Origin of the sequence: Acholeplasma granularum ATCC 19168 (assembly GCF_000526235.1) — a bacterium.
Taxonomy (GTDB): domain Bacteria; phylum Bacillota_I; class Bacilli_A; order Acholeplasmatales; family Acholeplasmataceae; genus Acholeplasma; species Acholeplasma granularum.
The window spans coordinates 21438-34728 of sequence record NZ_JAFR01000013.1 but is presented as its reverse complement, the minus strand read 5'-3'; the positions used below and the strand labels follow the sequence as shown (position 1 = coordinate 34728).

Here is a 13291-nt window from a genome sequence, read left to right as displayed (position 1 = left end):
TTGTAATATTATTTTTATAGGTAATAATTATAATTTATAAGACTAACAACCCTACTAAACAAAAAAAGGATAGAACTTGATTTTAAGTTCTATCCTAAGATATATTGTTTATATTTATTCTTCTAATAAATTTGGTTTTTGATCTTTAATACCGTGTTCTACTTTTAAATGTAGGTAGTAATTATACATAGATAAGTTGATGTATGGTAAAGCATATAATAAATATATACCAAATGTAATGATTCCTAGTAAGATATGTCCAATAAATGAAAGACTAAAGAAAAAGTAATTCCATTTATAACCTTTCATCATACGACGACTTTCTTTTAACGCATCCATAATATCCATATCTTTATTTTCACTCATAATAAATAGTGCTTGAGAATATCTAAATAGGAAAATATAGCCTGGAATAATTAATAATAAAAATCCACCTAATACAATTAGCATTACTAATAGTTGCACAGCAACTAATTTGATTGCATGATTTAAATCTTTAAAGAAAGTAAACATTAATTCAAAATCTACTTTTTTATCACTAAGTAACTTCTTACCTATGAAGAATAACCCTGCCATAACTACTGGTCCTATAAGAATTTGTAGACCTGGTATAACTGAACTAATGACCCCTGCGACTAAAATCGCCAATAAAAACATTAGGCGATTGCCTACTAAAGCATTTTTTGCTTCTAATTTTATATCTTTAAAAAGCATTTGTTTTTACCCCTTTTATTTTAATTATATAACAATTATAAATTTAGTATACTCATTTTCAACAGATTCAACGCTAATATGTCCATGATACTTATTAACAATATGTTTTACGATTGCAAGACCTAGTCCAGTACCTGGTGTTTTACGTTTATCATTTACTCTATAAAATCTTTCAAAGATACGGTCTTGTTCACTAAATGGTATACCTAAACCTGTATCTGATATTGTAAAAACAATTTGGTTTAATACTTTTTTAATAGATATATTGATTAAACCATTTTCTTTATTGTATTTAATTGCATTTTCTAACATGTTTTTAAATAGTTTTTGCATATCCATAGGATCTGCTTCAAATAAAATATCATCTAAATCAAGTTCTAGTTTTATTTGTTTTTCTTTTATAGCATTATTAAAGTATTCAATCGTATTTAATATTATATCTTTTAATTTTAATGTTTCTAGTGGTCCATCAGTAAATGTTTCTAAACGGCTTAACATTAACATATCATCAACAAAGCCTTTCATATAATCTGCTAAATCAATCATTTTAGCAGATATTTCTGTGGCTTCTTTTCCTGTAATAATTTCTTGATGAATAAGTTCAGCATAACCTCTTAAGATCGTAATGGGTGTTTTTAATTCATGCCCTGCATAACTAAAGAAATCTTTCTTTATTGTTTGAAGTTGTAGTTTTTCTGTTAAATCATCAATGATAACTAATATAAATTGATCTTTACTTTGTTCTGTAGGTATCGTTTTTATTTCTAGGTTTTTATTTTGAATCATATGTGTATCTTTATAAGGTACTACATCCATAAATGTACGATTAATTTGATCTTTTATTTTCGTGTGTCTAATTTGGTTAATATAGGACTTACTTTGTGTATCTAATAAAGATAATCTTTTTCTAGCAAGTTCATTGGCATACATAATTTCTTTATGGTTATTTATAAGAATAATACCTTGACCTGCAAAACTAGACATCATGAGTAATTGATTATCTTTATCTTTTAGTTCTTGATTCACTCTATCAAGCTCTTTAACCAAAAAGTCGCTATCAACGACTTTTTGATTAATATCATATCTTGAAAAATACTCTTTATATTCTAAGAATAAAGCTAAAACTAAACCTGCACCAATGGCTAAAAAGATAAGGTAGATATATAAGTTTTCAATGTTGGGATATTTGATTTGGTACACAATAAAAAATAATGTTAAGATAACTCCTACATATGTGCCTAACCTTATAAATATCTTTTGATTTAAGTTCATCATTACCCTCTTTGACTTTATAGACTATAGCCTACACCACGAACTGTTTTAATTTCAAAGTTTGCATCTTTTATTTTTTCTCTTAATGATTTAATGTGCATGTCTAATGTTCTAGTTTCTATAGAAACGTCCATTTGCCATACTTCATTAAATAGTGTTTCTTTTGTTACAACTTTTTCATCGTTTTTCATTAAAAGATAAAGTATTTCAAATTCTTTGGTTGTAAGGCTTACTTCTTTTTCATTAATAAAACATTTATATGTTTCTTTATTAATGACTAAATTACCTTTTACTAGTTCTATTTTAGAATTATAACGTCTTAACTGTGCATTGATTCTAGATGTTAATTCTAAAATACCAAATGGTTTAGTCATATAATCATCTGCACCTAAGTCTAGTGCTTTAACCTTATCCATTTCGCTACCTAATGCACTAAGCATAATAATTGGTAAATCTTTATAAAACTCTCTTACACTCTTTATAACATCTAAACCCGACATATCAGGTAACATCACATCTAATAAAACAAGATCTGGTGTTTTTTTTCTTAATGCTTCAAGAAAATCTTTAGCATTTAAAAAGCCTTTTTGTTGATAACCAGCGTTTGTAATTGTTTTTTCAATGATATATGAAATTTGCATGTCATCTTCTAAAAAATATATTAACATTTAATACTCCTTTTAGAATAATGGGGTAGATTTATGTTCCCCAGTAATCATAAATATTGTCCATTCAGCTAAGTTTACTGCATGGTCCGCAACACGTTCCATGTATTTAGCAACCATAATAACTGATACGGCGTATTGTGAATCAATGGTTTCATTTTTAATTTGATCTGTTACTGATTTCATAACATCATTAAATAATTGGTCAACAACATCATCATCAGAAATAACTTTTTTAGCAAGTTCTAAATTTTGTTTCACAAACGCATTAATAGCGTTTAGAACCATTTGATAAGCAGCTTCACTCATCATGGTTGTAATTGGTAATAATCTTTGGTTTTTTAAATCTCCAATATGGATTGTTTGTTCAGCAATATCGGCAGCATGATCTCCAATACGCTCTAAGTCTGTTACAAGTTTTAATATCCCTGTTACAACTCTTAAGTCTTGGGCATAGGGTTGCTCTTTCCACATGACACGGAGTGCAGATTTTGATATATCTTCTTCATATTGGTCAACCACATCATCAGCTTTCATTAAGGCTTCAGCTTTTATGAGGTTATTTGTTTTAAATGCTAAGAATGCTTCATTGATGTTGTTTAAGACAAGATCTGCCATTGTAACAACTTCAGATTTTAATTCTTCAATTGCTTTTAATAGTGATGCACGTAATGCAGACATATTATACCTTCCCTTTCATCTTAACCAAATTTTCCGGTTATATAATCCTCTGTTTGCTTTTTTAAAGGATTCGTAAATAGTTTTTCAGTATTTCCAAACTCAATTAATTCGCCCAAATAAAAGAATGCAGTTTTATCTGAGATTCTTGCTGCTTGTTGCATATTATGAGTAACTATAATAATAGTATACTCTTTTTTAAGTTCTAAAACCAATTCTTCAATTTTTAGAGTTGCAATCGGGTCAAGTGCTGATGTTGGTTCATCCATTAAAATAACTTCCGGTTTTAAAGCAAGTGTTCTAGCAATACATAATCTTTGTTGTTGTCCACCGGATAATGCTAGTGCACTCTTTTTTAGATTATCTGATACCTCATCCCAAAGTGCTGCCTTTTTTAGTGAGTCTTCAACTATAAAGTCTAGTGTCTTTTTATCTTTAATACCATGTGCACGTGGTCCATATGCAATGTTATCATAAATACTCATAGGAAATGGATTTGGTTTTTGAAATACCATTCCTACTTTACTTCTTAAATCAATGACATCAAATTTTTTATCATAGATATTTAGACCATCAAATTCTATATTACCATCCACGCGTGTACCCAATATTAAATCGTTCATACGATTTAATGTACGTAAAAATGTAGATTTACCACATCCTGAAGGTCCGATGAATGCTGTAATTTCTGCACGATTTATATCCATGGTTACATCTTTTAATGCATGTCTATCATTATAATAGAAATTTAAATTTTTAACTGAGAATGCTACAGACATATATTTGCTCCTTATCTATATCTTTTTACAAATTTATGTGTAATAAATTTGATTAGTAAATTAAGTGTTAAAACTACTGCTAGTAAAACAATTGAAATTGTTGATGCAAGTGCAAAGTTAGGATTTTCACTCGACATTGTTGACCAAATATGCACAGCTAGTGATGTACCTTGTCCAAATATTGAAATATCATCCATAATTACTGTACCTATTGCAAATATAAGCGCTGCTGATTCACCCATAATACGGCCAATAGCTAGCAGTGATGCTGATAATATACCAGGTAGTGCATTTGGTAACATCACTTTAAAGATTGTTTGAGTTTCATTCGCACCAAGTGCTAATGAAGCTAACTTATAATCTTTAGGTACAACATCTAGTGCTGATTCTGTTGAACGAATAATAACCGGTAATACAATTACTGATAAAGTCATCGCTCCAGAAATTAAACTACCACTAATGATTTGTCCACTAAACATCCTTTGAGCAAGTGGAATAAAGAAAGCTGCTCCCATTAATCCGTAAATAATACTTGGTACACCTGTTAACATATCAATTAATGATCTTAAAAGGTCTGTAAATTTATTTTGAGGTGCAAGTTCATGAATATAGAGTGCTGTTGCAACACCAACAGGTAATGCGATTAATAACGTTAATAAAATTAAGTAAAGTGTTGTAACAATAGAACCTCTAATTCCACCACCTAATATTACAGGTGCAATACTTGCAACATAAAGCGTTCTATCTAGTTTTTCAACAAAACTTTCGGCACCTTCTGTTACTTGGTAAGGAATCGATGCTGCATTAGGGTTAATATCACCATTAATGTCTAAATAATTATCTCCCCAAAAAAGTATTCCAGACATAACAACATCGCCTACTTCAATACTAACTATTTTTTCTGTACTATCACCTATTGTATGACCTCTTCTCATAGGAGAATTAGGATCAACATATGTAAATCGAATAATCGGATTACCTTCTAATGTTTTATCATCTTTTACTGCTACACCATATCTAGTGCTAAAATACTCACCCTGTTTAGTATCATATGTAAAACTACTTTCTATAGGAACATATTCTAGTTTCATACCAGGCTTATAAGTATTATAGTTATCTCCCATTATAATATCTAAATTAAGAAGTGGTGCCCCTTGAACTAAAACAAAGATTAGAATCGCTCCTAAAACAAATACAGATATAAATGATGTGACATATGTAATGATACGGATAGCATAATCCTTTATTTTTTGACTAGAGTTCATAGTTTGCCACCTTCTTCTTTATCATATTTAAAACGATGTTAAAGAATAATATGATTGCAATTAATACAAGTCCCATAGTAAAACGAATTTCAAAATCCATCGCACCTTCAGATACTTCTTTAAATCCTAATAGTATTCTTGAAGATAGTGTATTAGTTCTACCAAACAGATCAAAGTTTGGACCAGAACCAGATCCACCTGCAACAAGTGATACAGCTGATGCTTCACCAAGTGCACGACCAATAGCAAGAATTATCCCTGCAAAAATCCCACTTTTTGCAGCAGGTAAAACAACCTTAAATATCGTCTGTGTCGGTGTTGCACCAAGTGCAAGCGAACCTTCTTCAATATTTCTTGGAATCGCTCTTAGTGCTGTAATAGCCATTGTTGTAATTGTTGGAACAATCATAATTGTTAATACAATAATCGTATTAAGTAGTGAGAAGTTACCAGTAATTGGTGTTACAACTTTAATTGCTTGTGAGATTAATCCTTGACCAAACATACCAATAACAACAGATGGTACAGCTGCCAACATTTCTACTACTATTTGTAGAGTTTGTCCGATTTTAGAAGGAGAAAGTTTTACAATAAATACTGCAGTTAAAATACTGATTGGTGCAGCAAGTAATAAACTTAGTGTCACATTAAAGATCGTGTTAATAATTAAGTAGCCAATACCATAAGCTGCTTCCATTTTGCCATTACCAAAATCTTTAATATAACCAATATATTCTGTACCTGTAAAAAAGTACCTAATATTTAATCTAACATTTTCATATAAACTACCATCATAACTTTCAATTGTATAAGCGCTAAAAAGCGGCCGTATGCCACGGTCCGCTAGTTGATATACAATTAAAATGATGGCTGATGCTGATATAAGTGTCGCAAGCAGTAAGAGAAATTTTACAATATATTCCGTTACTTTCTTTCGACTCACTATATTCTTTTTTCGATTGATTTGCATACAATACCTCTTGCTTTAATTGAAAGATTTATTTATCTGATTATTTTACCTCAGACCATTTTTTAAATGTACCATTATAGATACTTGTTAATAATTCTGCTGTAATATTTTCGATAGGGTTTGATGGATGTACAACTGGTACAACCGCATCCCAGTTTAATCTGCCATTACTTGCATTACCAAATAAGTCTTTTTCACCTTGGTTGAAATCTCTAGATGCAAATCCTACATGTAAACTATTTGCTGCATCTTTTTCAGATCCCCAAGTACGTTTAACAGCATCACCTGAACCTGTGTGTTCATGCACAGCAACAAAGTTTCCTGCTAGTGGTGTAAATGCTGCTGTTAATGCTTTAGCAACACTTTCAACTGATGTAGATCCACCAAAACGAATTGTGATGCTTGAATTATTTTTAGCAGTTACCGGATGATTTGCTTTAATCTCATCCCAACTTTTATCTGATGCTAATACTTCAAGAATTCCGCCTTTACCTTGAATCGCGGCTTTACCTTCTTGAGTTGATGAAAATGCTACGAATGCTCTAACTAATGCTTCTGTATCATCTACCGGATCAGTTTCAGATAAAGCATATCTAGTAACAAACATAAATGGACGTTTCAATTCATACGTATTATTATTTACATTTGCCTCTGTTGCAACGATGTTATTAAACTTAAGTGGTTTAACTGTATCATTTAGTGAGTTTAATGATACATAACCAATACCAAATTCATCACCTGCAACACCTGATCTCATGGTACCATTACCATCAACTTCAACAAATCCTGTAACTAATTTTTCATTAGATGACACTGCATCTTTAAAATTAATACCTGTAAAGAATGCATCTCTTGTACCTGATGTGGTATCACGTGTGTAAACTTTAATGTTTGCATCACTATTAAATGTATTATCTGATGGTCCACATGCTACTAATAAAGCTGCTAGTATAAATACTGTTAAAACTGATAATATTTTTTTCATATTTTCTCCTTATGGTTTGAAAATTTTATACATACATTATATGCTTTAATTTTTTTTATAATAACCATAATTTGTAATAGGCAAGTAAATATTTTGTAAAGTTAATTTTTAATCCTTTTATTCATTAGATGTGTTGAAAGTGCCAATAATATTAAAGATAAGACTCCACACAAAATCATTATGATAAACATAGGTATATCTAAACCTAACACACCTATAGAATTAAAGCCGTATGCTTCCTTTAATGAAACCATTGTTTCATTATAGTTTTCAATAGAACTAAACTTTGCAGGATCAATTAATTTAAAGGCTTGTGGTAAGACGGTTTGTTTTAATAAGATATTCATATGTGTAAATGGAAGCATACTTGCAAACTTAGTCATAAAATCAGGAAGAATGAAAAGGGGCATATAAATACCAGAACCAAAACCAACCACAGTTCCAAAAACACCTGCAACAGCACCAAAAGCATTAACTGATCTTATAAAGGTTGTAATAAAAACCATGATTGCTGTTGATATAAATGAATAAAATACAATTAATAAAAAACTTTTAAAGTAAATTGGAAGTTCAACGTAAATACCTGTTGCTACGCCCATTAATAAAAATGCAACCGATAACATTAATAATGATATAAAGACTGTAATAATAAATGAAGATAAATAATAAGATAAAATAACTTTATATCTTTTAATAGGTGTTACTAAAAATCCATCAATTTGACGATATTCAAAATCATTAATCATTGTTCCTAGATTACCTAAAGGAATTGAAACACTATTAATAATAAGTAGCCCTGGTATTAATTGTGAATATACCATAAAAGTTATTTGGTTATCCGTTAGTATTTGATCCATCCCTGTAGGTTTTAAGTTATTTGCTAAAAATAACATATATAACCCTAATAAGATGATTACTGATAAAAACGAAAAGAATACAGCTGTTTTATCCCTTAAATATGTTTTTATATTTCTTGAAACCATAGACATTAAACTATACATTTTGTTCACCCACAACATTAATAAAGACATCATCTAATGTACCCTTTATAACTTCAAATGTTAATATATTATCCTTAATATCACTAATTAAATCTAATGTATCCTCTGTATTTTTTATTTCTATGTAGTACTGGTCTGATATCAGTTCAAATTTTCTATCATAATGAACTAAATATTCAATTAATACTTCTTTATTTTTAGGAACGACTTTAAAATAATCTTTTGAATATTTATCCTTTAACTGTGATGGTGAACCATGTACAACGATATTACCTTTATGGATAACAACAATATGATCGGCATTTGCAGCCTCTTCCATATAGTGTGTTGTTAAAAATACAGTGATACCATCTTTTTTTCTTAAATCTTCAATGACACGCCAAATAATTTGGCGTGTTTCAGGGTCTAGCCCTGTGGTTGGTTCATCTAAAATTAATAATTCAGGATTAGAAAATAAAGCTCTTGCTATTTCAACTCTTCTTTTTTGACCACCGGATAAAGTTTTAAATCGTTGATTTTCAATTGCTTCTAAACCTAGTTTTACTTTTAACTCTTCATAGCGCTTTATAATATCTTGTTTAGAGTTTATATATAAAGAACCTCTGTTAAGTAAATTTTCCTTAACAGTTAATAAATCATCTAGTACATTTTCTTGGAATACTACACCAATATGTTTTCTAATATAATCCTCATCTGTTTTATTATTTAACTTTACTGTACCAGATCCTTTTTCAAGTAAAGTTATAATCATACGTATAGTGGTAGATTTACCTGCACCATTTTGACCTAAAAATGCGTATAGTTCCCCTCTTTTTACATAAAAAGATATGTTATTAACTGCAACAACATTATCAAACTTTTTATATAACTCGTTTACTTCTAATATTTTATCCATTACTTCTTTTTCCCCTTTATTAAAACATTTTATCTATATAGTTTGGATGTACATACACCTCAATTTGTTTTTGAAGTGTATAAACTTTAATATCGCCTATCGGTCCTTTTTCACCATCTACATTCCATATATAATTACCATCTAATTTTATATGTATATAGTTGGTGTTAATATGTATATCTCTATAGAACTTCTTCCCCTTTAGTAAGTAGAATATGATTAGTTTTATCCAAGAAAAGAAATGTGTTCTTGTAAATATTCTTACATCTATTTTTCCATCATTAAGTTTGGGGTTTTTAGAAAACTTTGATATATTAAATCCCCCTAATCTACTTCCTGATGCAATTAAAATTAAGAACGTTTTTTTGTTAATTTTGAAGGCGTTTGTTTCTACTTCTATATTCATATTATACTTTTTAAATATATCATTACGCGCATTTAATAAGTATCCTATAGGACCAAATTTTCTTAGTTTGCGTCTATTAATTCTATAACTTACATTTGAAAATTTACCCACAGCTGCTGCATATACAAAAAACTCATTATTAAGAGCATAGACATCACTTTTTCTATAGTGATTCGTTTTTAAAAGTGCTAAGTTAAAATCTATATCTTTACCAATACCTAACATGTTAGCAAAATCATTTGTTGTACCAAAGGGTAAAAATAGTAATTTAGGGCGTTCATCCATTGGAACTGCCATAATACCGTTAATTACAGAATGAATCGTTCCATCTCCTCCTGCAATAACAAACGTATCATAGTACTTTGATAGTAGCATCATATCTTTTGATACTTCATCCTTAGCTCTAATATCATATATATCATATAAAAAATTATTTATATCAAAAAAGGATTTGATTTTACTCAAACTTTGCATAATCTTTCCATTACCAGATGATAAGTTATATATTAATAATATTTTCATGGATTCATCCCTTTTCCTTATTTTATCATTTTATTTATAGAATATGTTAAGATTAATTTAGGAGTATTTATATATGAAAACTATTTATAATCATTCAACAGATCCCTTCTTTAATTTAGCTTGGGAAGAATATATATTTAAAAATATATTTAAAGATGAAGACATCTTTTTACTATGGCAAAATGATTATTCCATCATAGTAGGTAGAAATCAAAATGTTTTTGAAGAAGTTAATTTAGATTATGTTGTAAAAAATCATATACCTGTGGTAAGAAGAAACTCTGGTGGTGGTACTGTCTTCCATGATTTAGGTAATTTAAATTTTACATTTATGACACATTCAAAAGGCAATATTAATAACTATGATTTGATGACTAAAAAAATTAGACAAGCCTTGGAAGAGTTAAATATTCCAATTGAACTTGTAGGTAAGTCAGATTTAAAAATAGAAAACCTTAAAGTAAGTGGTAATGCTCAATACTTATTTAAGGATAAACTTTTACATCACGGAACATTATTATTTGATAGTAATTTAGATAATCTGAAAATGGCTTTAAAAAGCAAATCTAGTGAGATTGAAAGTATTGGTGTTAAATCTAATCGTTCGACTGTGACAAATCTAAAAGATTATACAAACATGAGTATAAGTGATATAAAATCTTACCTCTTATCTTTTATGGTTAATAGTAATGATGTCATTACTTTAAGTCCTAAAGATATTAAGAAAATTGAAAATTTAAAAGAAGAAAAATACTTACAATTCCAATGGAACTATGGTCAATCACCTAGATCTATTATAAAAAAAGAGTCTGAAAATTATTCTGTCAAACTCACTATAGCATATGGAAATATTGAAGAGGCACTTATTGTGCATAATGGTAGTCTTGCTCTTAATTTATCCTCAAGCCTTGTTGGTGAAAGATATTTCCCAACTGATTTAAGTTTTTTAAAGAAAAAAGCACCTGAACTTTATCAAATGCTTTTTTAAAACCTTTCAGTAATCACTAATAATTGGTTTTACAACTTTTTCAAATAATGAAATAATTATACCTAGTAGAAATGCTGATACTATCGTAAACCAACCAATTTGGACAAAATCTTTAGCAATAACAGCTAAAAGTAATGCAAGTCCAATCATAACAGTCTCTATTAAGACCTTGGATAACCAGGTCTTTTTTGTATATCCTGTTAAATATACTAAGAATACTTCAGATGGTGCAAGTGGTAAACTCTTATTTCTAATAATAATAGATAAACTAAATCCTACTAAGATAAGTCCTGTAAATGCTAATAATGCATTAAACCATATTTCATGGTTTTGAGGATTGTAATGTACTAAAACATTTGCAAACCATATATCCATTAATGAACCAAATCCAAATACAATAATTAATGACCAAAACACATATGCTTTTTTAATAATTATAAAGTTAACTAATACCCAAGTCAGTCCAAAGAATATAGATGCAACGCCAATTGTAACAAATTCATGATCTATTATTTTTGACAAATAATAACTAATTGCATCATATGGAAAAGCTCCTTGTTCTGTTTTTACAATCAGTGAAACTGCAAATGTCATAATTGCAAATCCAAAGACATGTAACATAATTCTTTTAAATAATTTCATCTTTTAAATAACCTCTAATACTTTCTAATATTCAGTCTAACTTTCTATTATACTAAATAAATCATAAATTGAAACATCAATACTTTATTAATTTTTTTTAATGATTATTATGAATGATTAGATGTGGATAGCCTTATCTATTGCACCATGTGCTGCTTCTTTAGTTAATTCTGATAATGTAGGATGTGGATGAATTGCATGTGCAATTTCATGTGCTGTAGCTTCTGATGCCATAGCAACACTATACTCAGATATTAATTCAGTTGCATTGTATGCATAAATATGTGCACCAATAACTTCTAGGTATTTATTATCTACAATAAGTTTTACAAATCCTTCTTTTTCACCATCAGCAACTGCTTTACCAATTGCTGCAATAGGTACTTTAGATACTTTGTAGTCTAAACCTCTTTGTTTTGCTTCTTTTTCAGTTAGACCGATTGCTGCAATTTCAGGGAATCCATAAATTGCTGAAGGAATTTGATCGTAATTCATTTTTGCATGTCCTTTTTTAAGGATATGTTGAACTGCAGTGATACCTTCATGTTCAGCAACGTGTGCCAACATGAATTTACCGTTTACGTCACCAATAGCATAAATGCCTGGAACATTAGTTTGTAAGTAATCATTTGTTTTAATGTTTGCACGGTCCATTTCTAAACCTAAATGTTCTAAACCTTTAGAGTTTGCGCGTGTACCAACAGACATTAAGATAAGATCTGCTTCAATTGTTGTATCTTTGCCATCTAAATTGTAAGTAACTTTATGATCATTTACTGATTTAACTTCTGCTTTAGTTAGAATGTTAATACCATCACGTTTTAATGTTTTAGCATAAGCTGTGCGGATATCATCATCCATTGTTGGTAAGATACCATCCATCATTTCAATAATTGTTACTTTTGAACCAAATGAATTAAATACTGTTGCAAACTCAACCCCAATAACACCACCACCTACAATAACAATGGATTTAGGGAAAGTTTTAACATTTAATAACTCACGGCTTGTAACTACTATACCTTTTTCATATGCTTCTTTTACACCAGGAATTGGTGGAACAATTGCAGATGATCCGGTTGCAATAATGACATTTTTAGTTTTTAATGATTCACCGTTTACAACAACTTCATTTGCAGATTTAACTTCTCCAAAACCGTTATAAACATCAACACCATTTTTCTTTAGTAAGAAGCCGATTCCACCTGTTAATTGCTTAACAACGCCATCTTTTCTACTTACTATTTTTGACCAATCAAATCCGATTTGGCCAGATGTGGTCACACCAAAATCATTTGATTTATTTACTGTGTTAAATACTTTAGCTGATTTTAAAAATGTTTTAGTTGGAATACAACCATGGTTTAAACAAATACCACCAACAACTTCTTTTTCTACTAAAGCGACTTTAGCACCATATTGTGCGGCTTTAATCGCGGCTACATAGCCACCAGGACCTCCACCTACAACAATGATTTCATATTCTTTTGACATGTGGAAACTCCTTTC

Annotated in this window: 14 protein-coding genes; 1 reads left to right on the top strand and 13 read right to left on the bottom strand. The window is 29.6% G+C overall.

Going from position 1 to position 13291, the window contains the following annotated elements; all coding sequences use genetic code 11:
- Nucleotides 1-114: 114 nt before the first annotated feature.
- The 11 genes from G324_RS07450 to G324_RS0106155 all read right to left on the bottom strand — a co-directional run bounded on the left by G324_RS07450 (nt 115) and on the right by G324_RS0106155 (nt 10152).
- Entirely contained in the window at nt 115-714 is a 600-nt protein-coding gene (locus G324_RS07450) for a DUF975 family protein (RefSeq protein WP_025725524.1), read from the bottom strand.
- Nucleotides 715-738: 24 nt separating this feature from the next.
- Nucleotides 739-1986: a sensor histidine kinase gene (locus tag G324_RS0106200; protein ID WP_025725523.1), complete on the bottom strand. Its 1248-nt coding sequence runs from the start codon at nt 1984-1986 to the stop codon at nt 739-741.
- A 17-nt stretch (nt 1987-2003) separates the two neighbouring features.
- A complete protein-coding gene (locus G324_RS0106195) occupies nt 2004-2654 on the bottom strand; it encodes a response regulator transcription factor (RefSeq protein ID WP_035357605.1) in 651 nt (216 codons plus the stop codon).
- A gap of 12 nt (nt 2655-2666) precedes the next feature.
- On the bottom strand, nt 2667-3332 hold the full coding sequence (gene phoU, locus G324_RS0106190; RefSeq protein WP_025725521.1) for a phosphate signaling complex protein PhoU: 666 nt from the start codon (nt 3330-3332) through the stop codon (nt 2667-2669).
- 20 nt (nt 3333-3352) lie between these two features.
- Nucleotides 3353-4108, bottom strand: coding sequence for a phosphate ABC transporter ATP-binding protein PstB (gene pstB, locus G324_RS0106185; RefSeq protein ID WP_025725520.1), 756 nt, complete (start codon nt 4106-4108; stop codon nt 3353-3355).
- Nucleotides 4109-4119: 11 nt separating this feature from the next.
- Nucleotides 4120-5373, bottom strand: a complete 1254-nt coding sequence (gene pstA, locus G324_RS0106180; protein ID WP_025725519.1) for a phosphate ABC transporter permease PstA — start codon at nt 5371-5373, stop codon at nt 4120-4122.
- Nucleotides 5363-6343 (bottom strand): phosphate ABC transporter permease subunit PstC, encoded by a 981-nt coding sequence (pstC, locus tag G324_RS0106175; protein WP_025725518.1) that lies wholly within the window; start codon nt 6341-6343, stop codon nt 5363-5365. The genes pstA and pstC overlap by 11 nt, the downstream gene beginning before the upstream one ends.
- A gap of 40 nt (nt 6344-6383) precedes the next feature.
- A complete protein-coding gene (locus tag G324_RS0106170) occupies nt 6384-7328 on the bottom strand; it encodes a substrate-binding domain-containing protein (protein ID WP_025725517.1) in 945 nt (314 codons plus the stop codon).
- 101 nt (nt 7329-7429) lie between these two features.
- Entirely contained in the window at nt 7430-8329 is a 900-nt protein-coding gene (locus tag G324_RS0106165) for an ABC transporter permease (RefSeq protein ID WP_025725516.1), read from the bottom strand.
- Nucleotides 8322-9224: an ABC transporter ATP-binding protein gene (locus G324_RS0106160; protein ID WP_025725515.1), complete on the bottom strand. Its 903-nt coding sequence runs from the start codon at nt 9222-9224 to the stop codon at nt 8322-8324. Before G324_RS0106160 ends, G324_RS0106165 begins: the two co-directional genes overlap by 8 nt.
- 19 nt (nt 9225-9243) lie before the next feature.
- Nucleotides 9244-10152, bottom strand: a complete 909-nt coding sequence (locus G324_RS0106155; protein WP_025725514.1) for a diacylglycerol/lipid kinase family protein — start codon at nt 10150-10152, stop codon at nt 9244-9246.
- 73 nt (nt 10153-10225) lie between these two features.
- On the opposite strand from G324_RS0106155, the gene lplA reads away from it, so the two are divergent.
- Nucleotides 10226-11140 (top strand): lipoate--protein ligase, encoded by a 915-nt coding sequence (gene lplA, locus G324_RS0106150; protein WP_025725513.1) that lies wholly within the window; start codon nt 10226-10228, stop codon nt 11138-11140.
- 6 nt (nt 11141-11146) lie between these two features.
- On the opposite strand, the gene G324_RS0106145 is transcribed toward lplA, so the two are convergent.
- Together G324_RS0106145 and lpdA are read right to left on the bottom strand one after the other, a co-directional pair.
- The gene (locus tag G324_RS0106145) at nt 11147-11782 is read right to left on the bottom strand and encodes a DUF6198 family protein (RefSeq protein ID WP_162146959.1); all 636 of its coding nucleotides are present in this window, start codon (nt 11780-11782) and stop codon (nt 11147-11149) included.
- Nucleotides 11783-11899: 117 nt separating this feature from the next.
- Nucleotides 11900-13276, bottom strand: coding sequence for a dihydrolipoyl dehydrogenase (gene lpdA / locus G324_RS0106140; RefSeq protein WP_025725511.1), 1377 nt, complete (start codon nt 13274-13276; stop codon nt 11900-11902).
- Between the last annotated feature and the right edge of the window lie 15 nt (nt 13277-13291).